Origin of the sequence: Bacillus sp. 204(2023) (assembly GCF_037027505.1) — a bacterium.
Taxonomy (GTDB): domain Bacteria; phylum Bacillota; class Bacilli; order Bacillales; family Bacillaceae; genus Bacillus; species Bacillus subtilis.
On sequence record NZ_JAXCHE010000003.1, the window covers coordinates 397,553 to 421,857 of the forward strand.

Genomic DNA, 24,305 nt, shown 5'->3' on the forward strand with positions numbered 1-24,305 from the left:
GTCCATAAGAGGGACTCTATTTTTTGAAATGCCCGGCTAGAAGCATATTGCAGGACTTTATGAATGCAAATCACTATCTTATAAGCCCTTACCGTGAAATGCCTGTTTCTGCATTGAAAAAACGCATTACACGTTCATTTACGTAAGCGGGTTGTTCCATCGATAAAACATGTCCGGCATTTTTAATGACTTCCGCCTCAATATCTGGAACGAATGAAGAGGCTCGGTGCAGGGCTGAGTGGGGATCATAGATGACTTCATGTTCACCAAGTAATAATAGGATAGGAACTCTTGCTGAACGTAATTCCTCATCGGTAAAAACATACGGAAATCCGTCGGCTTTAGGATTTGGATTTCTTGCTCCATCCTGCCATATTACCCCTGCTTGAAACTGCTTCACAAAAATCGGGTGCAGCACATTCTGATCATTCATCATCCAATTTAAGAATGTTTCAACTCCATTTGACGCTGTAAGGCCAAGAGCGTATTTGTAGAAATCGTGATGAAATGGCAAAAACGTTTCTGCCGGACTCAGTATAGCTGCGCTTTTTACTCTCTCAGGCATACGTAAAAGGAAATTCATCGTATGGAGACCGCCAAGCGAAAGTCCGATCATGTGGGACTTTTCGATCCCCAGATTGTCAAACACATCAAGAAGCCAATTGGCGTAATCCGTTCTTGTACCGCTTACATTCTCAGGAATACTCTTGTTTTTATCACCTATGATATCAACTGCATAAGTTCTGTAGTTGCTGCTCCAATCGGCGATGTTGGGATACCACATCGTCGAGCTGAATAATGCTCCGTGGAGTAATACAAGCGGCGGGGCATCCTCTGGGCCGCTTGCAATCACATGTGTTTGACCAAAACGAGTAGATATATAGAATGATTTACAACGGACTGGCCAAAGACTAAGGCTTTCATTATAAGTTTGATAATAGCGGATACCGTTGTCACTTAATTCGGGAATACTAGATGAATGGTTTGACATACAAATGCCCCTCCCAATTTTGTTTAAATGAATGTGCCGTTTCGTGATGGGGAATCTGATTTTGATATAACAGACTTTATTTACAATATAATACAGTTGTTATTAGGCGTCAAATCCAAGATGAAAAGGAAATAAAACGATTGGAACAGATTATTGAAAATCAATATAACAGAATATTAACCTCCTTTGTGGAGCCGCTTTATTAAAACCGCAATCCAAATGCATGAATCACAAAAATCACAACAGGAGGGATCAAGAGGGAAGGCAGCAAATTCAATGTTTTGAACTTCTTGATTCCAAGAATGCTTAGACCTGAACTGAGGATGAGTATGCCTCCCACAATTGTGATTTCATTAATAAGGTCTGTATTGATTGCGCTCTCCATTACTTTAGCAAATAAATAGATGGAGCCTTGCCAGGCAAATAATACAATGGCGGCAGCCGCTATTCCAAAACCAAAAGTTGAAGCGAGCACAATGGAGGTGATCCCATCTAACATCCCGTTTGTCAGGAGGTATGTATAATCTCCATGCAAAGCGGCTTCAACAGGGCCCAATATTGACAGCGAACCTATACAAAATAATAAGACCGCAGTTGATAAGCCCTCTGCTAAATTGCTTTTAGAAAATTTGTTCACCAGCTTGTTGAATCGTAATTCTAAATTGATGATCTGGCCTAGCAAACCTCCAATGGCTAAACTCACGATGAATAGAATGGGGTATTTACTATCAGGCAAATGCTGTGTAATGGCGTTGATCCCCAGTGCGACCGCAGCGAATCCCATTGCCTGCATCAAAATATCCTGGTATTCATCTTTAATGCCTTTTTTGAATATCCCCCCGATTATGCTTCCTGCAATGATCATCACTGTGTTAAAAATCGTTCCAAACATAAGCTTCTCCTCCAAAAATCATTCCTGCATAAAAAATAAACCCTCTAGTTAGTAGAGAGTCAAGGGAGATAAAAACATATTCATGAGATTATTTGATGGGCAGCAGGATTTCAGTCACATAATTATCTAGGTTATTCGTAATGCCATAATCAATGAGTGTGATTTCGATTGAGTCCCCTGCTACCTCATAATGATGTTTTTTCATATATGCCAGTAATTTTTTGTAGTATGGTTCGGCTTCTGGATGTGACCCTTTAAACCTAATTTGCAGATATTCTTTTGAAGGAAAGATGATTTCTGAAGAAGTTTTTTCATTTTCATCTTCAAGAATCATGAATATACTGGAATATTTGTCAAACTGTTTTGCTTTCACATTTGCTGCTGATATGGATAAACCGATCTTGCCTATGAATATATCTTCGTTCACATTCAGGTGGGTTCTCAATTCAGCTAACGAATGTTCGATATCATGGCCGAGAACATATTCATGCTGCAAGTAAGCCACACGCATTGCAGGAAGTTTGATTTTTGAAATTTGATGTAACGGCATGTTAACGGCATCTTCTATATGTGCGATGCGTCGGGAGATCTTTCGTTCGATGCGTTCCAATTCTTTCTTCTTGCGATCAATTTCAGCCTGCTGGCTTTTTAGTAAATGAAGAAGAGTGTTTGCATTTTGAGAGTTATAAAAATCAAGAAGCTTATTGATTGGCAGGCCTAGGGCCCTCAAATACTTGATGGTATCCAGCCGCTCAAACTGTTGGGTAGAATAATATCTATAGTTCGTTTGCTCATCTTTATATTCCGGTTTCAAAAGGCCAATTTCATCATAATACCGAAGAGCAGAGATTTTCACATTGAATAACTTTGACACTTCTCCAATCGAAAAAAATTCCTTCATTCTAACAACCTTTCTGTCCCTATGATTGATATACACACATTATATAGTACGCTGAGTTCTAAAGGTAAAGTTTGCGGAAAAATGAAAAAGGTACGAGCGATTTAATATCCCCTAGGTTCTTTGATTCAGGTATGTTATGTAGCGGCGAGTAAGTTTTAGCAATTGCGGATTCTTTCTCGCAAAACCTATCTATTTCGAATTGACATGAACTCTTCTGAGGGCCTTCTCAAATGCACCAAGACCTGAAAATAAGCTTAAAACTCTGAAATAATGACAACCCCCTTCGCACCGGCAACCCAATTATTCTTTAATGCGAGATACCAGTGATTCATTTTGGTTGCCACTAAGTCATAAGGGATTACTTTCTCAGTATCCAAGTCGGCAAATCCCTTTCTTGTCCTATTTATACAGCCTCGGAAATAAATGTAAAGGTGAAATAATCATGTATTGTAGGAAATTTCAAAACAGTTAAAAACATAAAGTGACAGACATTGTGTGGGGTGTCACAAGTAATAGGTCTTTGTGATTATTTAATTCCAAATTATGTAGTAATTTAGAACCAATTAGCGTAAAAAATGTTTATTTTTGGATATTTGATGTGTTAGTGTTTTTCCTGAGGAGGGGTGCTTATAGGATTATTGTATTATGCTTAGAGTGTTGGTTGAGATGTAGGTATAGGCTCTTGGATAAAAAGAATTGTTAAGGGAGAGGGAAAAAATGAAGAAATTAGTTCTTTTGTTTGTAATTGCTTTTGCAACAATTGGATTATCTTTGCCGCAACAAGTATCTGCCCAAGAAACTCAAAGCAATAGTCCTAAAGAGCAGCTCGGTTTTACTAAGGAACAGCTAGACAAGGTGAAGCAAAATATGGAGATTGAAGGAGTAGTATCTTCTGAGACTCAGGAAAAGCTTTTGGACAAGCTTGCTAAAGGAGAAGCCCTAGATTCTTTTGTTTTACCGGAAGAAAAAGCTGTTGACACGATTAAGAAAGAAACGGATAATGGTTATGAAATAACTTACATTTTTGCCGATGGTTCCTATACCCAAGCGGCTGTGGATGAACCTGATTTCTCTGTGGCTGGTGTAGGTATTAAAGATGGAAAGTGCCAAGGTGGATCAGGTTACACTAACTGCTCAGGCAGGAAAGTTTATTACAACAATAATGGTACATTTTCATTAAGTTTTAAAGCCAGCTATTCACTCGTCCAGGGTGGATTTGATTCAATCTCTAGCGCTGGAAAGTGGAACATTTGGACGGTTACAGGTAGTTACACTAACCCGAAGATGAGAATCATTAGAAAAAAAGAAACTGATTTCAAAAAAGCCGAAGCTAGACTTTCAGCTACATTGAATATCGGTGGAGGAGTAGGCAGTATAACACGAAGTGTTTCCCTCATCGTAGGTAAAGATAAAGCTAAAGCCCAGGGCAACACTTACTATTAAGATTACTTGGGGGTTATCAAATGCCAGCAGGAGATATTGTGTATCAAGTATTTGCTTATGGTGTACCAGCTTTAATTGTAGTAGGGATTGCAACGTTTACTATAAAAAAATATAAAAACAAAGGTCAAACTGACTGATGAAAAAAGGGGGCATAGAACCCTCAGCTTGTAGAGAAAACAATGTTTTTTCTACAAGCTTTTTTGTTTTATACAGTTTCTGTAGATATTCATCAAGTTTCAGATGCAGAAAAAGCGATCCCACATGCCTAGCCCTGCTTGGCTAGGTATGTGGCAATCTTTTTCATGTTCTGGCATGCGGCTGTGAAGAGAACTTGTTCACTCACATTTCGTTTTCCCCTCAACCTGCAATAGCGAAGCCCATGCAGTTGTTTTGAATCTGCAAAGCTTCGCTCTATTTTCTCTTTTCTTTTTTTGTAGAGTTTTTTTCCTGAAACAGACAAGCGATTTTGTCTGACCTTTTCTTTATGATCTTCTCATACATGTCGAGTAATCACTTTCTGCCGCTTTTTTGATTTTGTAAAGTTTTCAAGCAACGGGTATGAGGAACATATTTCAGGATTTGATTTGTATGATCGGTAGCCTTTTCGGTCAGTTGTTGAGTATGTAAGTGTTTGGTGATTTGGACAAATATATCTAACTTGTTCACTGTCATAATGAATTTTCTATTTTGGAAACAAGCCTCGGATAGGGTGATAACGTCTATGTGCGATTACACCAAAGATTTTCCAGTCAGATGATCCTTTACAGATCGGAGTCGTTAAATATCCGTAATCAAGGGCAATGGCTTCTACTTGAAAACTAAATCGTGCGATTTGATGATCCAATCGGTCAAGATAGGGTATAGAATCATGGACATTTCTGGATCGGTTGTACTGTGGCGGATCTTTTTTTCAGCTTTCACTTCCTCTTTGGCTGTTAATGGCTTTTTTTCGTGTTCCTCCCGATCCTCTTGAATGGCTTCATTTAAATCCTTGATATAGTTTTGGGTATCCTGCGCAATTGTTTTTCTTGTGTATTTATGCTTGTTGGCATTGGCTTTAAGGTGTGTGGAGTCAGTGAATAGGACTCGTCCGCCCACCATGTCATGATTGATGGCTTGGAGAACGATTTCATCAAAGATGTCTTGGAAGATGGTAGTATCTTTAAAGCGTGTGATTCTGTTCCTGCTGATGGTGGAATGGTGCGGAACTGGATCGTTTATGTTCAATCCGAGAAACCATCTGTACGCTATATTGTAGTAAATTTCTTTTTCAAGCTGTCTTTCTGACCGGATACCATAGAGGTATCCGATAAACATCATTTTAAATAAAATAAGTGGATCAAGTGAGGGGCGGCCTTTATTTTCACTGTAGTAAGGTTTAACCTTTTCAATGATGAAAGATGAAAAAGAAGTCTATGTACTGATCAATTTTCCGAAACAGGTGATCCTCTTCGTCAAGCAGAACAAATTCGGCTGTGTTTTGAGAAAAGTTTCTTGTGTGGAACATGAGAAAGACACTGTCCTTTTAAGTCGTCTTTCTTTTATTTTATTACAGGAGAATGGATATTTTAAGGAAAAATAAAGGCTGTCGGGATTTTCTCGACAGCTTGAGTTCCTTCTAAAAAGGAGCTTTTCATTCTTCGAAATAAGGATTTACATGGATGAGCACTTCTTCCACATCTGAAAACTGTCTTTTGATTTCATTTCGAATTTCGCGGGCAATATCGTGTCCCTGCTTAATTGTCAAATCATGATCCAAAGATAAACGGACATCAAGCAATTTATAGTGGCCATGTTCTCGCGCGCGGATTCTATCAATTCGTTTTACTTGATCACATTGAAAAATAACAGCTTTATATTCCTCTATCAGCTCGGGATCAACACTCTTTTCCATGAGCACATCAACAGACGGCCTGATTAATTCCATTGAAATCTTAAAAATGAGGTAAGCAACGATTGCACTGGCAATGGCATCTGCGTACAACAGATAGGGCCAGCCGCGGGTGTTTCCGATGATAGCCAACAGGACGCCGATAAAAGCGGCAAGAGAGGCAACGATATCGCCTTTATGATCGTACGCAATCGCTATAATCGCTTTGCTGTTCCATTTTTCCCCTTGCTTTATAGAATAACGATATAAGATTTCCTTAGCCACGTACGAAATCAGAGCCGCAAACAATGCGCTGTATTGGGGAACGCTTGGCCCTTTAACAAAGGACAGAATCGCTTCTATGAGGATATAAACGGATACGATCACTAAGATAATTCCTACAATCGCCTCACTAATGACTTCAGCTTTTCCGTGACCAAAAGGATGGTCTTGATCGGGCGGTTTATTGGAAATGCCGATCACTGCCAAGACTGCAATCGAAGCAACGACATCTGCCGCGGAATGTATTCCGTCTGCAAACACGGCTTCACTATCGCCTGCCAGCCCAAAAAAGACCTTTCCTGCCATTAAGATCAGATTGGCGATCAATGCAATCAAAGCAACTTTTCTGCTTATTTGTTCTCTTTCACTTGCCATTTTTTCCTCCTATAAAACTGCACAAAAAAATAGGAGTGCTCTATATACGCTCTCCGTATCCTTTCCTGTGTAATCACTTTGCTTATCATACCAATTCAATTTCGAGTGGGTCTACAGCAACGTTGTTTCCTGTTTACTAATAAATAAGGTGACAGAAAAAAAGTTGGAGCTGTGCTAAAAGGTCATAAAGCAAACAAATGAGTTCTTATGTAACAACAGTGATGATTCGCTATTAAAATGCTGCCGTCAGTGAAAAATTTCCACCTAATTTTCAAAAACCTATTGACATGAGAAGATCTATATTTTATTATTATCTCATATTCAAGATATTTTAATTCGAGACATTTAGTTGAAAAGATCAGCGATCAAGCGCAACTCTAAGTGTTCAATCGTTGTCATTTCTTTTACACAATATTCAATATGGATTTTTTATAATATAATATCTCGAATTCGAGATAAAAGGGAGTGTATCATAATGGCTGAATTTATACAGTTAGTCAATGAAAGACGATCTGCAAGCAATTTTCTTTCAGGTCATCCAATCACAAAAGAAGACCTCAATGAAATGTTTGAATTGGTTGCATTGGCGCCATCGGCTTTTAATTTGCAGCATACAAAATATGTGACGGTTCTTGACCAGGACGTAAAAGAAAAACTGAAGCAGGCCGCAAACGGACAATTTAAAGTGGTTAGCTCTTCTGCGGTTCTCTTGGTATTAGGGGATAAGCAGGCATATCAACAAGCGGCTGATATCTATGAAGGTTTAAAGGTATTGGGGATATTAAATAAGCAAGAGTATGACCACATGGTGCACGACACCGTTTCGTTTTATGAAAACAGGGGAGAACAATTTAAGAGAGATGAGGCGATAAGGAATGCTTCACTTTCTGCGATGATGTTTATGCTGAGTGCTAAGGAAAAAGGCTGGGATACCTGCCCGATGATCGGCTTTGATGCGGAAGCCGTAAAACGGATTTTGAACATAGACGACCAATTTGAGGTTGTCATGATGATTACGATTGGAAAAGAAAAAACAGAGAGCAGAAGACCGCGCGGCTACCGGAAGCCTGTGAATGAGTTTGTTGAGTATATGTAAAAGGAGCGGATAAAAATGGCGAAAATAACGATGGGAATTCATCATATTACAGCGATTGTCGGTCACCCTCAAGAGAACACAGATTTCTACGCAGGAGTGCTTGGGCTTCGTTTGGTCAAGCAAACTGTCAATTTTGATGACCCAGGTACGTATCATCTTTATTTTGGGAATGAAGGCGGGAAGCCGGGAACAATCATTACCTTCTTTCCGTGGACCGGAGCCCGCCAAGGCGTCATTGGAGACGGTCAAGTTGGCGTGACTTCGTATGTCGTGCCGAAAGGGGCTATGGCATTTTGGGAAAAGAGACTAGAAAAGTTCAACGTTCCATACACCAAAATCGAGCGCTTTGGGGAACAATATGTAGAATTTGATGATCCTCATGGACTGCACTTAGAAATCGTGGAAAGAGAAGAAGGAGAGGCTAATACGTGGACTTTCGGAGATGTAACGCCCGATGTTGCCATTAAAGGTTTTGGGGGTGCAACCCTATTATCAGCGCAGCCTGACAAAACCGCTGACCTTTTAGAAAACATCATGGGGCTGGAGCGAGTCGGCAAAGAAGGAGACTTCGTTCGTTATCGTTCCGCCGGTGATATCGGAAATGTGATTGACCTTAAGTTAACGCCTATTGGCCGCGGGCAAATGGGGGCCGGAACGGTGCATCACATCGCTTGGCGGGCTAACGATGATGAAGATCAGTTAGATTGGCAAAGATATATTGCTTCCCACGGATATGGTGTAACTCCTGTTCGGGATAGAAACTACTTTAATGCCATTTACTTCAGGGAACACGGGGAAATCCTGTTTGAAATCGCAACTGATCCCCCAGGCTTTGCACATGATGAAACACAGGAAACAATGGGCGAAAAACTGATGCTGCCTGTACAATATGAACCGCATCGCACACAAATTGAACAAGGGCTGCTGCCGTTTGAAGTAAGAGAGTTAGATTGATTTGACACATAAAAAATAAAGAAACATATATTCAATTGATGATTGCTGGATACTGTCAGCAAAGAATCAGATGAAATCAAAGATGAGGAGAGATACAAATGGAAGATGCAGGACTGTTGCTTATTCGTATAATGATTGGTGTGGTGTTTTTGTTTTATGGCACACAAAAATTATTCGGCTGGTTTGGCGGATACGGGATTAAAGGAACCGGACAATGGTTCGAATCAATTGGGGTGAAGCCAGGAAACGTTGCGGCCGCGCTATCAGGTCTTGGGGAGTTAGTAAGCGGAATTCTATTTATTTTAGGCGTATTCCTCCCGCTTGGAGCTGCTATCATAACGATCATTATGTTAGGTGCCATCGTAAAAGTCCATGGAGCGAAAGGTTTTGCGAATGGCGCGGGAGGTTTTGAATATAACCTGGTGCTCATTGCAATTTCCATAGGGGTTGCACTCATCGGTTCAGGAGCTTACGCTTTGCATTTTTAATAAGAAAGTATGTAAGAACAGTTGCTGCTTGTCAGTAACTGTTCTTTTGTTTTTACATTTTCCGGCAAGCTTGCAGGTACTCTGCAAAGCAAAAAAGCGGATATCATAAATAAAAATCTGTATAGTGAATGATACGTATTGATGAGCTTGGTCATGAAAAACAGACCTATTTGAAGGAGTAAATGGATGAAAGAGATGACAGAATTACATTCATTAGTTTCTATAGAAAACTTTATCAAACAGCACAAATTCAGTTTTATTTATATATCAAGGCCTGCCTGTACAGTATGTCACGCAGTTCTGCCCCAGCTCAGAATAGTATTGGATCAGTTTCCAAACATCAAATTGGGGCATATCAATGCTGACGATGTAGCAGAGGTCGCCGGCAGATTTTCAGTTTTCACCGTTCCTGTGCTTCTTTTGTTCATTGATGGGACTGAGTTTCTAAGAGAAGCCCGTTTTGTTCATTTTGAACAGCTTGAACAAAAGCTGAAAAGGGTTTATCGATTATATGAAGGCGAATAAAGAAATAAGAACTCAAATGAGTTCTTTTTTTATTCTTCACTAGGCGAAGAAGGGTTATCAACCTGCCCTTGATCACTTGTATCATTATCACAACTTGCTGAAATAATAATTGAATGAGATGGAGAGTAATCTCCTAATGTGAAATTGACTCCGTAATTTTTGCTGTTCGCAGTATGGCTGTTTTGCAAGTTTTGTCCGATATCTGTATTGGCGTTTTGTGTCATTCCATTTATCGTGAGATTTGAGATGTTGATTTGAGATCGCATGCTTCAAAAACTCCTTTCACTCAGAAGTAGCCGTCATAGAGGACGCTGGCAGTCTGTTTACTTCTATGATATTGCGTTTTTATATCATTGCATCAACATAATGGTAAAAATAATAGCGCCTCTTTAAGCGAGTGAATGAGCACCTTTTTTGAAGATGGTCAAACTATCAGCAGAAATAAAGCCGCCTGATAAAGAGGCGGCAGATCGTTATATGTCATCTATGAATTTGATGTATCGTTTTTCGTTTGCCTAAAGGATAAGATGGTCGTTTTTAATGATGAGTAGGAGCCTATAGCAGCGTAGCCATAAAACCAGCCCATAAATACGCCAGAAAAGAGGCTGTGTCGATGGCTTATGAAAACAGAAATGACAAGGCCTGTTATTAAGGCAACTGACGGTACAAAAGTTTTGGGGATTTTCAATAATATTTTGAGGATTTGGGTTATCAATATGATGATTGGAACAGCTATCACAGCATCCCAAAAGTTTGTGTGAATAATTGGAAAATCCATACGGCACCTCATGAAGTGTTCATTTCTTATTTTTACGCTAAAAGCTTGGAAAGCAGTTCTTGGACCGCATTTGTAACATGTAGGGCTTGATTGGCCGAGCTTGTTTGGCTTAAAGCATTTGATTCAAAAACCAAACCTGTATTATTCCCTCCGGAACCATCTGTCTCTTTAGAAACAGAGAAAGGGCTGATGGAGAATGCAAAACCATTATTAAAAACGCTGTTTCCGGATATCGAATGAATATAAACTGGGAATTTCATCATTCATCTCTCCTCTCCGTTATGACTGTTTATACAATATGGTGTGTGAGCAGCAATTGCTTAAACAAAACGGCAAAAACATTCAGTGAGAGACAAAAACCTGCAAAATTCTCCAAGTGCCTTTTGTTAATGCAGTTTTTTAGGGATGTTTTTTTTATTCTTTTTGCCAATTTCATCAAAAATATTCTGATTGCTAGACAAATGGGCTTGTCCGTCCTTATTAATGAAATTCGGGTGAATGAGTTTTTTTAGATCCCTGACAGTTAAAGGTTTGGCGTCATCAGTTAATTCTATTCCTAATTGCCCGTTTGCCTCTAATGTCGCAATTTTGACATCTTGTATAGCCGTAACGCCGTGAAGCCGTAGCTGCATTTCAAGCTGATCAACTGTAAGTCTCATCTTCTTTAAGTTTTCGATATGAAGCTGTCCGTTTTCAATAACAATTTTTGCTTTTCCGGTTAACATCTTTTCAATGAAGTTCGATCTCATTTGGATCCATTCCATAACGATGAGTGTGATTGTGAAAATTGCCGCCGCAATTAATGTTTTGAAGAGGCTGTACTCGATGATTGGCTGAACGATAATAGTTCCGATCGAAATCATGACAACCGTTTGAGTTGAAGTCATTTGTGCGATTGATTTCATTCCTGAAACTCTCAGCAAAATGACTCCGGCTACAATGAGAACAAGAGATTCCCAAGTGAAATTCATGCTACCACCTGACCAATGATGAATTAGATTTGTCATGGGATTGGCTTTCCTTCTGACCAATCGCAATTTAATATATCCGAAAGGCAGTCGGTTCATTCTGTCCTGAACCGAACAATATTTTTGGTATAGATGGATATAGTAAGCCAAACAATGATAGCAGCAGGAGTTTTTGGCCAAAACAATCTGGGAAGCGGGGAGCGCCATAGCATGATTGAACTTGAAGTTGTCATTAGAACGGTTGCCAGCTTTGGCTTGCTGTTAATCGCAGAACGAATTTTAGGCAAACAGACAATCTCTCAAATGACGATTTTTGATTTTATTGCGGCGATCACACTAGGGGCGATTGCTGCCGGATTAGCTTACAATACTTCAATAAAACCGCACAATATGGCCATTTCGTTTAGTATTTTTGTGCTAACCATTTTTCTAATTTCGTTTCTGTCGATAAAGAACAGGAAGCTGAGGAAATTTTTTGCCGGAGATCCAACAGTGCTGATTCAAAACGGGAACATACTTGAATCAAATATGAGGAAAATGCGTTACACACTTGATTATTTAAATCAGCAATTACGGGAAAAAGAAATATTTAATATCGAAGAAGTTCTTTTTGCCATTCTTGAAACGAATGGTCGGCTGACTGTGTTAAGAAAACCGCAATTCCGGCATGTGACCAAACAGGATTTAATGATTGCGGTAAACCAAGAACACAGGCTTCCGATAGAGCTTATTATGGACGGAGAAATCATTGAGAATAATTTAAAGCAGAATCGTTTGACGGAATCCTGGCTTTTGGAGGAATTGCGAAAAAGAGACATAAAGGTGAAAGAGACCGTGTACGCAGTGCTGCTGGGTAATGGAGATATTTATGTGGATCAATATAAAGACCATATATCAGTCCCTATGGATAAGGAATGAAGGAACAATCAATCTTAAAGTCCCTTATTGAACGCAATGGTTTCAACTTGTCTTGGGTACGAAATGTGCAGAAGCCCGTTTAACAGCTGAATCTGTAACAAATGAGATTCAGTGGCTTCGGGAAGCTGAATGATTCGCTCAATTTCTCCGTAATACCGTTCACGCAGCACTTCCATTTCGGCTGGAAAAACAGGCGTGATCGTTCCTTTGATCAGCAGCTGGGTTTTAGATAGTAAGCGGATCGTTAATTCTTCCTCATACACACCGGGCATTTCCACAATGATAAAATTATATTCTTCATCCTGATAAAAGTCGTAAACAAACGTAGAAGCTTCGGAATCAAAAAAATGTTCCGGGGCTTTATATTTGAGCACATTTGTCCAAAAGTCACTTTGTTTATATTCATTCGTAATCTCAAGCCACTTTCGAATTTTTTCGAAATCCATATGAGATTCTCCTTAAATTTGATTTGCGATCGGTGCAGAAGGGTTTCCGATTTGGTCTTGGTCACTAACGTCTGAATCAATATTTCCAGTGTTCAAAAGTGAAGACGTAGGCGAAAGATCCCCTAAGGAAAAGTTTGCTCCAAAATATTTGCTGTTCGCAGTATGGCTGTTGTGAACAGTCGGTCCGACATCTATATTTCCGTTTTGCGTGACGCCGTTGATCTTAATATTTGCGATATTAATTTGATATGGCATAGACGAAACCCCTTTAATCTAAAATTGGCGGTGGTGCAATCGGAGGAGCATTAACGTTGGATGTATCAGAGTTGCCGATAGATGTCTGGTCATTTACATCAGGATCGTTTAAGAAGTTTTCCATTACGGATTCTGTAGGTGATGTATCACCGAAAGAAGAGTTGGTCCCTTGAGATTTTTGATTGTTGGTAGGGCTGTTATAAGCAGCTTCGCCTATTGTAATTGAACCATTGCCCGAAATACTGTTGATCTTCAAATAATATAGGTTGATTACTGTAGACGGCATCCCATCACACCCTTCCATCTTTCTGTACAGTACATTATGCGCCGCTGCACCCAATTGTTCCTTGCATTTACGGGCAAAACTCTATCTGGCCCCGGAGTGATGCTCGTTAGAAAAAAAGAATAAAGTTTGTCACAGCCTAAGTGTCAACCTATTCAGCAAATACCTATCAGTGAATGAAAAGCCATTGATATAGTAATCAATGAATTGATTCAGAAGCTGGCAAACAGGATCAGTTTGAAATCATTGACAATGAAGCTAATGCCATGAAATAATACTCGTGAATAACATTACTTTCGAGTATTATTTTTGGGGGCGGTCCTCGTTGAAAAGCAAAAAAGGACGTAAAGGAGAAGAAAGCCGGAAACGGTTACTCAAAGCTGCCGCTAATGAATTTTCGATTCGGGGATTCCATGACGCGAAGGTAAGTGAAATTGTGAAAAAAGCTGGGTTCACACAGCCTTCATTTTACCTGTACTTTCAAAGCAAAGAAGCCATCTTTGCCGAGTTAATAACCGATTTTCACTTTCGAGTCAGAAAGTTGACAGAGTCACTTCTTTTGGAAAACGGATTAAACACGGAGGATGTGTCAAAACGGGTACTGCTAGCTGTAGAGACTGTTTTTCAATTTTTGGCTGAGGATAAGGATTTAACCAAGATCGGCTTTTTTCTCAACCCGGAAGCAAAACAAATGAAAAAAGACTTGGCGATGGTTTTGAAAGAGAACTTAGAAGCAGAACAGCGGCTTGGCTATTTTCACTCTGAACTGGATATGGAAACTGTCGCTGAGTGTTTGGTCGGCATGATTGAACATTTAACCGATTCATTTTTGTTAACCGGAATCAAAGATCCGGCAAGCCTCGCAGCAGAGGTTGTGAATCTTTTGATATACGGGATGCTTCCGAAAGGGAATGACGTAAGATGATATCTATTATTATGAAAGTCAGTTTGACAGTTTTTATGTTTGCGGGAGGCATCATAAAGGTAAGCCGCGTTCCCTTTCAAGTTGAGCATTGGCGGCATTATCAATATCCATTATGGTTTCTGACAGTTACTGGCATTCTTGAAGTAGCCGGGGCACTTGCTATGACAGCGGGAATTTGGAATCGGTATGCAGCGATTGGAGCAGGTGTTCTGTTTGTCGTTCTCATGGCGGGAGCCATTCATGCGCATATGTTTCGAGCAAGACAATCGGTCATCATGGCGATACCAGCGATGATTTGTTTGATTGTTTCTATCATGATCATCATGGGGAGTTACACGTAAGCTTTTCACTAATGTTTAAGAACAAGCCCATTTGCAGGAAATCTCCTTTTCTTATCGAATAATAGAAAGTCCAGGAATTAACTGAATCAGTAAAAAAAGAGCTCCATTTCTGCGTTATTCGTCCGGCATCAGCTGGGCTTTTTTTATAAAGGAGGAATACAGGATGGCATTCACTTTGGAAGACATGACTGAGGAAGAATTCGAAGCCTTTCGCGGGATGTCCGTGCAAAATTATGCGAAACAAAACATAACGTCGGGAACTTGGACGGAAAAAGAGGCGCTTGAGAAATCGGAGCAGGCATATGAGAACATGATTCCGAACGGGCGAGACAGCAGCAATCATTATTTTTGGAACATCACAAATGTACAAGGGGAAAGAATGGGCTGGCTCTGGCTGTATGCTGATCCGTTTCACCCGCAAAAGGAAGCGTTTATCTATTCCTTTGGATTGTATGAAGCTTTTCGCGGAAAAGGACTTGCTCAATTGGCGCTTCAAACGCTTGATGAAAGAGCAAGAGAGCTTGGTGCGGAAAGGCTGGCCCTCCATGTGTTTGCGCACAACGAGACAGCCGTCTATCTTTATCAGAAGATGGGCTATGCCATGACCAATATACGTATGCGGAAACAGCTAAGCTGAAAAGCCGCTACGTTACCCAAACACAGCATGCCTATCTGGAAGCGGTGATAGGGGTACTATAAGTCATCATTAGAAACATTAAGGTCATGGGAAGGCTTGAACATATAAAGAAAAAAGGACAACAGCTGTTGTCCTTTTCAATGCCGCTTGAACTTTCTCCCTCAGTCTTTTTTGTCTTGATGATCCAGCTCTTTTATTCGTTTCGTAAGCTCATTGAAAGCCTGATCAAGCTCCTTATACCCTTTATCATTTGGCGTCATAAAACTGAGCTTTCCCAGTACTTCTTGTCTTTCTGTCTCAAGCTTTAACCGAAGCTCCTCCCGCTCATTTCTTTCTGAAGGAGCGTCGTTTAACTGCTTTTCGATGCCGTTGTTCGAGATGACGAGTTTACTGTTTGTTGTTTTTTCGAGAAAGTATCGGTCATGTGAAACCGCCAGCAATGTGCCGCTGTATTGTGACAGTGTTTCTTCCAGCTGTTCGCGTGACGGCAGGTCGAGATGGTTTGTCGGCTCATCTAAAATCAGCACGTCTTTTTCCTCCAGAATATATGCCATCAGCTTGATCTTTACACGCTCACCCATACTCATATGCTTGATCGGTTCAGTCCATTGGGCGGCTGTAAAACCTAAGTGCCTCATCAGATTTTGAACGTGCCCCCTTGCTTTGAATGTTTCATTCTTAAATAACTCTTCCGGTGTTTGTTCTAATGGCAAATCAAACACCTCCTGCGTTAAATAGCCGATGTTTGCGGACGGCGACACCCATACGCTTCCTTCTGCTGTTTCCTGTCCAAGAATGATGTTCAGCAATGTCGTTTTTCCGCTGCCATTGGGGCCTATGATCGCAACCTTTTCGCCGTGCTGAATTGTAAAGTTTGCGTTTTTAAAGAGAGTCCTTTCTCCAAACGCTTTTGTTACATTCTGAACTTCTAAAAAACGTTTTCCTGTTTTGTGGGTTGTATCGATTGAAAAGCGGACTGTATATTCTGGGGTAACGGGTTCCGCCTTTGCTTTTTCCAGCTCTTTTTCCAGCCGCTTCCGCTTGGATTTTATTTGGGCATCCGTACGCTTCGCTTTTACCCGGTGATATTCTTTAAACCCCTCCTTTTTCGTCGATTGGGCGTGGGCTTTTTCCGACCAAGAAGCGAGCTCATTCATTTGTCCTTCAATTCGTTCAACCATTTTTTGCTGCTTTTCATATTCACGCTGCTGGGTGAGTCTTTTCTTCTCCCGGAACTTCATATACCCGGAGTAATTCCCTTTGAATTCAATCAGCGTCTGATCCTCAAGCGACCATATTTTTGTTGCGGCTTCGTCTAAAAAATATCGATCGTGAGAAACGAGAATCACAGTGCCGCTATAATGTTTCAGCTGTTGGATGAGAAATTGCAAGCTTTTTTCATCAAGGTGGTTTGTCGGTTCATCTAACAGCAGCAGATCTGCATCCTCTGATAGTCCTTTCGCCAGCCGCGCTTTCAGTTTTTCACCGCCGCTTAACTGATGAAAATCACGAAGAGGCACATGCCATTTCTCCAGTAACTTCTTTTCGGCAGGTGTCTGATCCGCAAAGGAATATGCCGCTGTTTCCTGTTCAACCAAAGCCAGTTTTATATCCTTCCGAAGGATTTGACCCTGTGCAGGGGCTAAGTCATTGTGAATGAGGTGCAGCAGCGTAGATTTCCCAGCGCCGTTTTTTCCGATAATCCCAATGATATCTCCTTGCTGAACACTGGCATTTACATGTTTAAAAACAGTCAGATCCTTTACTTCATAGCTAACGTTTGTTAATGTTACGATCTCTTTCATCCATATCCCTCGCTTTAAAGGGAGAATAAAAAAATCCTCCCAAATGTGTTGGAAGGATTAGCCGTGCCTGTGCATGATCAAATAAGCTATTTTTTATAAATAGCAGTGTCGTATATATAGAAAATGGGCAGACTAATCCTATTTTTTGATTTGAAATATTGATTTCAAACGGTAAAAATAAGATTAGTTAATCATTGTCCACCCATCATCCCTTCTTGTTTTGATTACAAACACTATAGCATATCTTCAAATTCAAAAGCAAAGGTCATTTTCATCAAAAAAACTCCTGCTCTCATTTTTGAGGCAGGAGTTTCGAGTGTTATTGATGCTTCGCTTTTCTCACTTTATAAATCACAATCAGCAAAATAAACCAAACCGGTGTGACAAATAAGGAAACACGAGTATCCTGTGCCAGTGCCAGCACAACCAGAACAAACGCCAGGAACGCAAGAATCAGGTAATTTGTAAACGGATAAAGCGGAAGCTTAAACTTGTTTGTTTTCGCTAATTCAGGTCTTGTTTTGCGGTATTTCATATGGCAGATGACCGTAATCCCCCAAATGTAGATAAAGCATACGGTTGAAATGCTTGTGATCAGGGTGAATACGCCTTCTGGCATGATGTAGTTTAACGTAACACCGATTAAAATCACGATAGCCGAAAAGAATAAAGCATTTCTAGGCACTTTACGCTGAGTCAGTTTCGCCATTGACTCAGGCGCATTGTGATCTTTCGCCAGGGAATAGACCATACGGCTTGTACTGAATACAGCGCTGTTGCATGCTGAAGCAGCGGAAGTCAACACAACAAAGTTGATAATACTTGCAGCCCCGACGATGCCAACAGCGACAAATACTTGTACGAATGGGCTTTCGCTGGGATTGATGACATCCCAAGGATAAATGCTCATAATCACGAGAAGAGCCCCGATATAAAAAAGCAGCACACGGACAGGGATATTGTTGATCGCCTTAGGAATTACTTTTTCAGGGTTTTCTGTTTCACCGGCCGTAAGCCCGACAAGCTCAATGCCGACAAAAGCAAACACAACCATCTGGAACGAAAGGATAAACCCATGCATGCCATTCGGGAACAGGCCACCGTGGCTCCAGAGATTTGTGAAGCTGGACACCCCTGAGCTTGTGGAAAAGCCTTTGAAAATCATCACAAGGCCAATGACGATTAACGCCAAAATGGCAATGACTTTAATCAAAGCAAACCAAAATTCTAATTCTCCAAAAAGCTTGACTGTCGCCAGATTCATAATCAGTAAAATAATAAGAGCGATTAAGCCAGGCACCCATTGCGGCACACCCGGGAGCCAATATTGAGTGTAGAGCCCGACTGCTGTCAGATCAGCCATCGCAATGGAAATCCAGCAGAACCAATATGTCCAGCCGGTGATAAATGCTGCCATATCGCCTAGGTAGTCTTGTACAAAATCCACAAAAGAGTGATAGTTCAAGTTTGATAACAGCAGTTCACCCAGCGATCTCATAATTAAAAAGCAAATGATCCCTGTGATCATATAAGCAAATAAAATCGAAGGTCCGGCAAAATGAATCGATTTGCCCGAGCCGAGAAATAAGCCTGTCCCAATGGCTCCGCCGATGGCGATGAGCTGGATATGCCTGTTTTTCAAGCCTCTCTGCAACGTTTGCTGATTTATATTGTCTTTCGTCATGTCGTCTGTCACTTTATGTGTTCCTCCATTGAAAATTGTTTATTGAGTCAGCAATCTATTTTTAATGATTATTATAACACTAAAATTTCTATCTTTTTTACTAAAAAAGGATTGATGAAAAGAATTTTAATGTGATTTGGACTATTTCCCGAAAAAAGCGGCTCCATTTAGGGAGCCGCTTTTTTATGCTTTTTCATTTTTTTTCATAAACAGGTAAAGCCCATAATCTGTCGGTACGGATGCGTAGCCTGCCTGCCGCAGCATTGCTGTGATATTGCCGCGGTGGTATGTCCCGTGGTTGACAACGTGGGGAAGCAGTTCGGAAACAGTTGTTTTCATGATTCCGCTTGAGGGATTTTGAATCTGGAGTGGCTGATTGAGCTGTTCTTTTTGCTGTAAAAATAGTATATAGCGCTCGGATAACCTCAGAAAAAGGTCTTCCATTTCCTCTATTTCTTTTGCCTCTGTCTGTTCTTTAAGCTGTTCAGCTAAAGCCAACGCATCGCTCAAGGTTTTGCCGGAAAACACTTCAATCCAGCCGAGATCAGAAAGATAAACATGAGACAATACATGGGATATTGATGGAAACACGCTTTGAATTTCTTGATGGTATACCTCTTTTGGAAGCTCTTTTAATCGGTTGAATATTTGCTGATTGGCCCAGACGTTATATTCATACAATTCGAATGCAAAATCTGACATGTTAAAATTCCCCCTTTCGTGTGTATAGCTTCTATTATACACGAACGTGCGTTCTTATGGAGAGTGCTCGTGAATAAAATTTGTTGACATATATAGTTTAGGGGAATAAACTAATTGACATTGAACATAAAGTTTAGCGGGGTAAACTATAATGAGGAGGGGAAGATATTGAATGAACAAAAGCTATGTCAGGCGATAAACCTGTTTGTGGAAGTCCTGCTTGAAGGGACAGAATTTGTGCATCGTGAAATCAATCAGGATGTCTTCAAGCATATCTCAAGGGAACAGGCAGACCTGTTGAAAATTTTAAAAGTCAAGGGCCCAACCTCTCCCGGCAGCCTGGCCATGTACCAAAATGTACATAAGAGCGCGATCTCTAACAGACTGAAAAAGCTGCTCGAAAAGGGATTGGTTCAATGGGGCGACTGTCCGGCAACAAATGATAGGCGCTCTAAGCTTATTAACATTACACCCAGTGGTGAACACATACTAGAAGAATTAGATTCTGCCATCTTTAACGCGCTCAAACCGCTGATCGATGATATAGATGAGGAACACTTACATTCTATCATCGAGATATTCACCATTTTAAAAAGCAAATTTAAAGGAGGAGATTCTGCCGAATGAGAGCAATCATCAAATTCAAGTGGGCAATTGCAGCCATAGTATTAGCACTAACCGTCGTTTTGAGTTTGTTTTCTCCGAACTTAACGGAGCTGGCCAATCAAAAGGGGCAGGCCCAGCTTCCCGCTGATGCGGTTTCAGAAAGGGCAAACGCCATTTTAAAACAAGCGGGAGAAGACAATAATTCGATCAGTGTCGTCTTTACATTAGACCATGCTCTAAAGAAAGAAACAGAGAATCAGCTTCGGATAATGATCGATAAAATCAAAAAGATCGACAGTGTAGAAGAGGTAACATCTCCTCTGTCAGCGGAAAAAGAAGTCAAAGACCAGTTGATGTCGAAAGACAAGAAAACCGTTCTCGTGCCTGTCACGATTACAGGTTCTGATAAAAAGGCGGAAAAAATTGCGGACGAGATTTATCAAATCGTTCCTGATGATTTGACGGCATATATTACGGGAGCTTCCCTTATCAACCAGGATTTCGCTCACAGCTCAGAGGAAGGGCTTAAGAAAACGGAAGTGATCACAGTCTGCCTGATTATCGGTTTACTGTTGATCGTGTTCCGATCTGTTGTGACGCCTTTTATCCCGATTGTGGTTGTCGGTTTTTCTTATCTGATCAGTCAATCCATACTGGGCATCCTTGTATACAATGTTGATTTTCCTATCTCGACGTTTACGCAAACCTTCTTAGTCGCGATCTTGTTCGGTATTGGAACAGATTACTGCATACTGCTTCTTACACGATTCCGTGAAGAATTGGCAAACGGGCATGATAAAAAAGAAGCGGCGCTTATCGCTTACCGCACAGGGGGAAAAACCTTATTTATCAGCGGATTTGCGGTATTGATCGGATTTTCCGCCTTAGGATTTGCGAAGTTTGCGATTTTCCAATCCGCAGTAGGGGTAGCAGTCGGTGTGGGAATTTTAATGATCATCCTCTACACACTGCTGCCATTATTTATGGTGACGCTGGGTGAAAAATTATTCTGGCCTTCTAAGAAGGTGCTGTCACACAGTGATAACAAACTATGGGCGTTTCTCGGCAGACACTCCGTTGCGCGTCCGTTTCTGTTTATAGTCATCACGGTCATTATCACGCTTCCGTTCATCTTGACCTATGATGACCAGATTTCATTCGACTCAACTGCGGAAATCAGCAGCGATTATCAATCTATAAAAGCCCTCGAGGCCATTAAGGATGGATTCGGGGAAGGAAAAGCGTTCCCGATCAATGTTGTCGTAAAAGGAGACAAAGATCTTACAACAGCTGATACAATCCCTTATCTAGGAAATATCAGCAAAGCGATCGAGAAAGTCGATCATGTTGACTCTGTCATGACCATCACGCAGCCGACTGGTGAAAAAATCAAAGATTTATATATTGATAACCAGCTAGGATCGGTTTCAGACGGGCTGGATAAGACGGTAAAAGGGATTGCTGATGTCCAAAGCGGATTAACGGATATAGAAAACGGACTGAATCAAATGGCAGGGCAAACTGGCTCGGCCTCAAATAGCAGCAGCTCTGGCGGTTCACTGGAGAATGCGGCAGATGGCTTGGGCAAAATCAATCAGCAGCTGCAGCTCGTGAGCAAACAGATTTCTCAAACCGGCAACACCGCACAGACCGTGCAGCAGCTTACGGCAATCAGCGGACAGCTTGGCCAGATTCAAACCGGCCTTGAACAAGCGAACCAACAGCTCTCAGGCCAGCAGGCACAAGCCGGAACGCTGACAGAAAGCCTGAAGAAGCTGTCCGAAGGCGTGAAAAGCGCAAATGATGGCCTGACGAAAGTCTCTGACGGTATTACAGCTTCCAGTGATATGTTAGAGGACATGAGCAAAAGTCCAACTGTAAGAGATACAGGCATATTCATTCCTGATCAAGTAATGAAGGACAAAGACTTTAAGAAGTCAATTGACCAGTATTCCTTTGCAGACGGCAAAGGTGTTCAATTAAGTGTCGTTCTGGATTCAAATCCGTACTCAGAACAAGCTATTACGACAATAAACCAAATCAAAAAAGCTGTCGCAAACGAAGTTGACGGCACTCCTTTGGAGGATGCTCAGATCGTGTACGGCGGGGTCACGAGTATGAATGCGGACTTAAAAGAGCTGTCCACAACGGACTTCTCCAGAACAATGGTGATCATGATTATAGGCCTGTTTATCGTGTTAACCATTTTGTTCCGCTCCATGATCGTGCCGATTTATATGCTCGCGTCACTGCTGCTGACGTACTATACGTCGATATCCATAACAGAATTAATTTTTGTAAACGGCTTAGGAAACGCGGGTGTCAGCTGGGCAGTACCATTCTTCAGCTTTGTCATCTTGATCGCGTTAGGGGTAGATTATTCAATCTTCTTGCTGGATCGATTTAAGGAAGAGGTGCACCTTGGCATTGAGCAAGGTGTTGTCAGGTCAATGAGCAAAATGGGATCTGTCATTATTACAGCTGCCATTATATTGGCCGGTACGTTCGCGGCGATGATGCCTTCAGGCGTCAATACACTGATGCAGGTGGCAAGTGTTATTATCATCGGGCTCTTGCTTTACGGCCTTGTCATACTTCCACTTTTCATCCCGGCAATCATTGCGACCTTTGGAGAAGGAAACTGGTGGCCGTTCGGCAGGAAGAAAGGAAAAGAGTAATCGAGAGAAGAGTGATGAATGGTCATCACTCTTTTTTCATGATCTAAACGACGAACTTCAGACGTGTTACCCAAAAAAGGTCAGACGATCAAACGGCGGCTGTACTTAAAAACAAAGAGCCCGGAAAACATTCCCGGGCTCTTTGTTTTATTTCCATTCTGCAATTGTATCAATCGGCAGACGGTAGGAAGCATAGCCTTCGTCTGCTGCTTTTCCGATAGAAAGTAGCATAACCGGTACATAACGTTCTTTATCTAATCCGAAGGTTTCCGCGATGTTTTCTTTATCGTATCCGCCGATCGGGTTTGTATCGTAGCCATGCGCGCGTGCAGTCAGCATCAGCTGCATGGAAACGAGACCTCCGTCAATCAGGATCGTTTCACGGTTGACCTGTGCCGGAAGCTTTTCAAAATGTGCGGTCAGCGCAGCGATTTGTCTGTCTTTGACCTCCTGCGGCATGTAACCAAGTTCCACGGCTTTTGAATAGATTTCTTCTAAGTAGTCTGCATTGTTCATGTCTGCAAATACAGCGATGACAGCAGATGATGTTGTGACTTGTGTTTGGTTAAAGCTTGCAAGCGGTGCGAGCTTTTCTTTTCCTTCCGGGCTGTCAATGACAAGAAAACGCCATGGCTGCGCGTTAACAGAAGATGGCGCAGTTGTTGCTTCCTCTAAGATCTCTGTCATTTCTTCTTTGCTGATTTTTACTGTCGGATCATAGTTGCGAATAGAACGGCGGCCTTTCATAATTTCCATAAAATCGTTTGTTTTGATCATGTTGATACACTCCTCTTAAGCTTCGATATTATTTATATTGTTTCGCATGCGCGCCAGCACATCAATGAGCAGGCGGCGTTCTTCTGCGCTTACATTTGCGAGCATTTCCTTCATGAAACGCTCCTTTTCCTTCTTAGAAGACTCAATTCGCTCTCTTCCTTGGTCTGTTAACCGAACAAGGGTGATGCGGTTGTCCTCGGGCTTGCGCCGCCTTGATACCATGCCTTTGGCTTCCAGCTGTTTCAGGTGTCTGGTAACGGCTGCGCTATCGATATTTACTTTCTTTTGAAGGTCGCTTTGACTGATCTCATCTGCATGATAAAGCAATGTCAGCAATTCCAAACGAGATTGGCTGATGCCCGTGCATGCCTCGAACTTCACGCCAATCACCTTGTTCACGCCTTGCAGCTGATATAAAATCTCGGCTTCCTCTGAACAAAATGACGCCAAAACCCATCCCTTCTTTCCTGTCAAAACTATTAATTGATATATCAATGATTGACACGTCAATTAATATACAACGATTGATTTCATCTTGCAAGCCATTTGCATCTTCGAAAAACCTCCCAGCGGAATATCACTTTGCCGAGCCCATGCTCAAGCGGCTTTCACAGGCTGAAAGTTATGATACAATATACAAATGTTTCACAGCTTCAATCCATAGTTGGAGCTGACATCCATTATA

Annotated in this window: 27 protein-coding genes and 1 pseudogene; 11 read left to right on the forward strand and 17 right to left on the reverse strand. The window is 41.3% G+C overall.

The window, feature by feature from the left end:
* Positions 1 to 88 precede the first annotated feature (88 nt).
* The 3 genes from WA279_RS09295 to WA279_RS09305 form a co-directional block, all read right to left on the reverse strand.
* On the reverse strand, positions 89 to 991 hold the full coding sequence (locus WA279_RS09295) for a carboxylesterase (RefSeq protein ID WP_336155165.1): 903 nt from the start codon (positions 989 to 991) through the stop codon (positions 89 to 91).
* A 202-nt stretch (positions 992 to 1,193) separates the two neighbouring features.
* The gene (locus WA279_RS09300; protein ID WP_015252719.1) at positions 1,194 to 1,883 is read right to left on the reverse strand and encodes a DUF554 domain-containing protein; all 690 of its coding nucleotides are present in this window, start codon (positions 1,881 to 1,883) and stop codon (positions 1,194 to 1,196) included.
* Positions 1,884 to 1,971: 88 nt separating this feature from the next.
* Positions 1,972 to 2,784 carry a MerR family transcriptional regulator gene (locus WA279_RS09305; RefSeq protein ID WP_336155166.1) on the reverse strand — a complete coding sequence of 271 codons (813 nt, stop codon included), beginning with the start codon at positions 2,782 to 2,784 and terminating at the stop codon, positions 1,972 to 1,974.
* Between the two features lie 717 nt (positions 2,785 to 3,501).
* Between WA279_RS09305 and WA279_RS09310 the strand changes: the two genes are divergently transcribed.
* Positions 3,502 to 4,227: a hypothetical protein gene (locus tag WA279_RS09310; RefSeq protein WP_017695978.1), complete on the forward strand. Its 726-nt coding sequence runs from the start codon at positions 3,502 to 3,504 to the stop codon at positions 4,225 to 4,227.
* 265 nt (positions 4,228 to 4,492) lie between these two features.
* Here the strand turns inward: WA279_RS09310 and WA279_RS09315 are convergent.
* Positions 4,493 to 5,734, reverse strand: a pseudogene (locus tag WA279_RS09315) (transposase).
* A 126-nt stretch (positions 5,735 to 5,860) separates the two neighbouring features.
* Positions 5,861 to 6,754, reverse strand: coding sequence for a manganese transporter MneP (gene mneP / locus WA279_RS09320; RefSeq protein ID WP_038428417.1), 894 nt, complete (start codon positions 6,752 to 6,754; stop codon positions 5,861 to 5,863).
* A 475-nt stretch (positions 6,755 to 7,229) separates the two neighbouring features.
* Between mneP and WA279_RS09325 the strand changes: the two genes are divergently transcribed.
* The 4 genes from WA279_RS09325 (at position 7,230) to WA279_RS09340 (ending at position 9,817) form a co-directional block, all read left to right on the forward strand.
* Positions 7,230 to 7,850, forward strand: coding sequence for a nitroreductase family protein (locus WA279_RS09325; RefSeq protein ID WP_122895065.1), 621 nt, complete (start codon positions 7,230 to 7,232; stop codon positions 7,848 to 7,850).
* Positions 7,851 to 7,865: 15 nt separating this feature from the next.
* Positions 7,866 to 8,804 (forward strand): ring-cleaving dioxygenase, encoded by a 939-nt coding sequence (locus WA279_RS09330; RefSeq protein WP_336155169.1) that lies wholly within the window; start codon positions 7,866 to 7,868, stop codon positions 8,802 to 8,804.
* A gap of 98 nt (positions 8,805 to 8,902) precedes the next feature.
* Positions 8,903 to 9,292 carry a DoxX family protein gene (locus tag WA279_RS09335; protein ID WP_217018507.1) on the forward strand — a complete coding sequence of 130 codons (390 nt, stop codon included), beginning with the start codon at positions 8,903 to 8,905 and terminating at the stop codon, positions 9,290 to 9,292.
* A 186-nt stretch (positions 9,293 to 9,478) separates the two neighbouring features.
* Positions 9,479 to 9,817 carry a thioredoxin family protein gene (locus WA279_RS09340; protein ID WP_015715312.1) on the forward strand — a complete coding sequence of 113 codons (339 nt, stop codon included), beginning with the start codon at positions 9,479 to 9,481 and terminating at the stop codon, positions 9,815 to 9,817.
* 29 nt (positions 9,818 to 9,846) lie between these two features.
* On the opposite strand, the gene WA279_RS09345 is transcribed toward WA279_RS09340, so the two are convergent.
* From WA279_RS09345 to WA279_RS09360, 4 genes are all read right to left on the reverse strand, one after another.
* Positions 9,847 to 10,083: a spore germination protein gene (locus WA279_RS09345; RefSeq protein ID WP_003244342.1), complete on the reverse strand. Its 237-nt coding sequence runs from the start codon at positions 10,081 to 10,083 to the stop codon at positions 9,847 to 9,849.
* 218 nt (positions 10,084 to 10,301) lie between these two features.
* Positions 10,302 to 10,595, reverse strand: a complete 294-nt coding sequence (locus WA279_RS09350; RefSeq protein WP_041517676.1) for a hypothetical protein — start codon at positions 10,593 to 10,595, stop codon at positions 10,302 to 10,304.
* 32 nt (positions 10,596 to 10,627) lie between these two features.
* Positions 10,628 to 10,858: a spore germination protein gene (locus WA279_RS09355; protein ID WP_038827548.1), complete on the reverse strand. Its 231-nt coding sequence runs from the start codon at positions 10,856 to 10,858 to the stop codon at positions 10,628 to 10,630.
* A 123-nt stretch (positions 10,859 to 10,981) separates the two neighbouring features.
* Positions 10,982 to 11,566 carry a DUF421 domain-containing protein gene (locus WA279_RS09360; RefSeq protein WP_251187172.1) on the reverse strand — a complete coding sequence of 195 codons (585 nt, stop codon included), beginning with the start codon at positions 11,564 to 11,566 and terminating at the stop codon, positions 10,982 to 10,984.
* Between the two features lie 207 nt (positions 11,567 to 11,773).
* Between WA279_RS09360 and WA279_RS09365 the strand changes: the two genes are divergently transcribed.
* Positions 11,774 to 12,481 carry a DUF421 domain-containing protein gene (locus WA279_RS09365; RefSeq protein WP_336155174.1) on the forward strand — a complete coding sequence of 236 codons (708 nt, stop codon included), beginning with the start codon at positions 11,774 to 11,776 and terminating at the stop codon, positions 12,479 to 12,481.
* 14 nt (positions 12,482 to 12,495) lie between these two features.
* On the opposite strand, the gene cotP is transcribed toward WA279_RS09365, so the two are convergent.
* The 3 genes from cotP to WA279_RS09380 are packed head-to-tail and all read right to left on the reverse strand — an operon-like array spanning position 12,496 to position 13,468.
* On the reverse strand, positions 12,496 to 12,927 hold the full coding sequence (cotP, locus tag WA279_RS09370; RefSeq protein ID WP_268550059.1) for a spore coat protein CotP: 432 nt from the start codon (positions 12,925 to 12,927) through the stop codon (positions 12,496 to 12,498).
* A gap of 12 nt (positions 12,928 to 12,939) precedes the next feature.
* Complete coding sequence (locus WA279_RS09375; RefSeq protein ID WP_014478992.1) at positions 12,940 to 13,182, reverse strand: spore germination protein; 243 nt, start codon at positions 13,180 to 13,182, stop codon at positions 12,940 to 12,942.
* A gap of 13 nt (positions 13,183 to 13,195) precedes the next feature.
* Positions 13,196 to 13,468 carry a spore germination protein gene (locus tag WA279_RS09380; protein ID WP_003243854.1) on the reverse strand — a complete coding sequence of 91 codons (273 nt, stop codon included), beginning with the start codon at positions 13,466 to 13,468 and terminating at the stop codon, positions 13,196 to 13,198.
* A gap of 322 nt (positions 13,469 to 13,790) precedes the next feature.
* Here WA279_RS09380 and WA279_RS09385 point away from each other — a divergent pair, with 322 nt between their 5' ends.
* The 3 genes from WA279_RS09385 (at position 13,791) to WA279_RS09395 (ending at position 15,368) form a co-directional block, all read left to right on the forward strand.
* The gene (locus tag WA279_RS09385) at positions 13,791 to 14,390 is read left to right on the forward strand and encodes a TetR/AcrR family transcriptional regulator (RefSeq protein ID WP_336155176.1); all 600 of its coding nucleotides are present in this window, start codon (positions 13,791 to 13,793) and stop codon (positions 14,388 to 14,390) included.
* The gene (locus WA279_RS09390) at positions 14,387 to 14,731 is read left to right on the forward strand and encodes a DoxX family protein (protein ID WP_251187169.1); all 345 of its coding nucleotides are present in this window, start codon (positions 14,387 to 14,389) and stop codon (positions 14,729 to 14,731) included. The genes WA279_RS09385 and WA279_RS09390 overlap by 4 nt, the downstream gene beginning before the upstream one ends.
* Before the next feature lie 163 nt (positions 14,732 to 14,894).
* Positions 14,895 to 15,368, forward strand: coding sequence for a GNAT family N-acetyltransferase (locus WA279_RS09395; RefSeq protein WP_336155178.1), 474 nt, complete (start codon positions 14,895 to 14,897; stop codon positions 15,366 to 15,368).
* A gap of 161 nt (positions 15,369 to 15,529) precedes the next feature.
* Here the strand turns inward: WA279_RS09395 and vmlR are convergent, their stop codons facing one another.
* The 3 genes from vmlR to dinB all read right to left on the reverse strand — a co-directional run bounded on the left by vmlR (position 15,530) and on the right by dinB (position 19,559).
* Positions 15,530 to 17,173: an ABC-F type ribosomal protection protein VmlR gene (gene vmlR, locus WA279_RS09400; RefSeq protein ID WP_336155180.1), complete on the reverse strand. Its 1,644-nt coding sequence runs from the start codon at positions 17,171 to 17,173 to the stop codon at positions 15,530 to 15,532.
* Positions 17,174 to 17,492: 319 nt separating this feature from the next.
* Complete coding sequence (locus WA279_RS09405; RefSeq protein ID WP_014475969.1) at positions 17,493 to 18,869, reverse strand: amino acid permease; 1,377 nt, start codon at positions 18,867 to 18,869, stop codon at positions 17,493 to 17,495.
* Positions 18,870 to 19,040: 171 nt separating this feature from the next.
* On the reverse strand, positions 19,041 to 19,559 hold the full coding sequence (gene dinB / locus WA279_RS09410) for a damage-inducible protein DinB (protein WP_336155181.1): 519 nt from the start codon (positions 19,557 to 19,559) through the stop codon (positions 19,041 to 19,043).
* A gap of 168 nt (positions 19,560 to 19,727) precedes the next feature.
* Between dinB and WA279_RS09415 the strand changes: the two genes are divergently transcribed.
* The gene (locus WA279_RS09415; RefSeq protein ID WP_336155183.1) at positions 19,728 to 20,186 is read left to right on the forward strand and encodes a MarR family transcriptional regulator; all 459 of its coding nucleotides are present in this window, start codon (positions 19,728 to 19,730) and stop codon (positions 20,184 to 20,186) included.
* Positions 20,183 to 22,843 carry an MMPL family transporter gene (locus WA279_RS09420; protein WP_336155184.1) on the forward strand — a complete coding sequence of 887 codons (2,661 nt, stop codon included), beginning with the start codon at positions 20,183 to 20,185 and terminating at the stop codon, positions 22,841 to 22,843. The genes WA279_RS09415 and WA279_RS09420 overlap by 4 nt, the downstream gene beginning before the upstream one ends.
* Positions 22,844 to 22,990: 147 nt before the next feature.
* Here the strand turns inward: WA279_RS09420 and WA279_RS09425 are convergent, their stop codons facing one another.
* The gene (locus tag WA279_RS09425) at positions 22,991 to 23,620 is read right to left on the reverse strand and encodes a nitroreductase family protein (RefSeq protein ID WP_014112842.1); all 630 of its coding nucleotides are present in this window, start codon (positions 23,618 to 23,620) and stop codon (positions 22,991 to 22,993) included.
* 15 nt (positions 23,621 to 23,635) lie between these two features.
* The gene (locus WA279_RS09430) at positions 23,636 to 24,130 is read right to left on the reverse strand and encodes a MarR family transcriptional regulator (RefSeq protein WP_015252703.1); all 495 of its coding nucleotides are present in this window, start codon (positions 24,128 to 24,130) and stop codon (positions 23,636 to 23,638) included.
* Between the last annotated feature and the right edge of the window lie 175 nt (positions 24,131 to 24,305).

Coding starts and splice junctions, on each gene's coding strand:
- WA279_RS09295 (WP_336155165.1), bottom strand. CDS start 991: ATGTCAAACCATTCATCTAGTATTCCCGAATTAAGTGACAACGGTATC.
- WA279_RS09300 (WP_015252719.1), bottom strand. CDS start 1,883: ATGTTTGGAACGATTTTTAACACAGTGATGATCATTGCAGGAAGCATA.
- WA279_RS09305 (WP_336155166.1), bottom strand. CDS start 2,784: ATGAAGGAATTTTTTTCGATTGGAGAAGTGTCAAAGTTATTCAATGTG.
- WA279_RS09310 (WP_017695978.1), top strand. CDS start 3,502: ATGAAGAAATTAGTTCTTTTGTTTGTAATTGCTTTTGCAACAATTGGA.
- mneP (WP_038428417.1), bottom strand. CDS start 6,754: ATGGCAAGTGAAAGAGAACAAATAAGCAGAAAAGTTGCTTTGATTGCA.
- WA279_RS09325 (WP_122895065.1), top strand. CDS start 7,230: ATGGCTGAATTTATACAGTTAGTCAATGAAAGACGATCTGCAAGCAAT.
- WA279_RS09330 (WP_336155169.1), top strand. CDS start 7,866: ATGGCGAAAATAACGATGGGAATTCATCATATTACAGCGATTGTCGGT.
- WA279_RS09335 (WP_217018507.1), top strand. CDS start 8,903: ATGGAAGATGCAGGACTGTTGCTTATTCGTATAATGATTGGTGTGGTG.
- WA279_RS09340 (WP_015715312.1), top strand. CDS start 9,479: ATGAAAGAGATGACAGAATTACATTCATTAGTTTCTATAGAAAACTTT.
- WA279_RS09345 (WP_003244342.1), bottom strand. CDS start 10,083: ATGCGATCTCAAATCAACATCTCAAATCTCACGATAAATGGAATGACA.
- WA279_RS09350 (WP_041517676.1), bottom strand. CDS start 10,595: ATGGATTTTCCAATTATTCACACAAACTTTTGGGATGCTGTGATAGCT.
- WA279_RS09355 (WP_038827548.1), bottom strand. CDS start 10,858: ATGATGAAATTCCCAGTTTATATTCATTCGATATCCGGAAACAGCGTT.
- WA279_RS09360 (WP_251187172.1), bottom strand. CDS start 11,566: ATGAATTTCACTTGGGAATCTCTTGTTCTCATTGTAGCCGGAGTCATT.
- WA279_RS09365 (WP_336155174.1), top strand. CDS start 11,774: ATGATTGAACTTGAAGTTGTCATTAGAACGGTTGCCAGCTTTGGCTTG.
- cotP (WP_268550059.1), bottom strand. CDS start 12,927: ATGGATTTCGAAAAAATTCGAAAGTGGCTTGAGATTACGAATGAATAT.
- WA279_RS09375 (WP_014478992.1), bottom strand. CDS start 13,182: ATGCCATATCAAATTAATATCGCAAATATTAAGATCAACGGCGTCACG.
- WA279_RS09380 (WP_003243854.1), bottom strand. CDS start 13,468: ATGCCGTCTACAGTAATCAACCTATATTATTTGAAGATCAACAGTATT.
- WA279_RS09390 (WP_251187169.1), top strand. CDS start 14,387: ATGATATCTATTATTATGAAAGTCAGTTTGACAGTTTTTATGTTTGCG.
- WA279_RS09395 (WP_336155178.1), top strand. CDS start 14,895: ATGGCATTCACTTTGGAAGACATGACTGAGGAAGAATTCGAAGCCTTT.
- vmlR (WP_336155180.1), bottom strand. CDS start 17,173: ATGAAAGAGATCGTAACATTAACAAACGTTAGCTATGAAGTAAAGGAT.
- dinB (WP_336155181.1), bottom strand. CDS start 19,559: ATGTCAGATTTTGCATTCGAATTGTATGAATATAACGTCTGGGCCAAT.
- WA279_RS09420 (WP_336155184.1), top strand. CDS start 20,183: ATGAGAGCAATCATCAAATTCAAGTGGGCAATTGCAGCCATAGTATTA.
- WA279_RS09425 (WP_014112842.1), bottom strand. CDS start 23,620: ATGATCAAAACAAACGATTTTATGGAAATTATGAAAGGCCGCCGTTCT.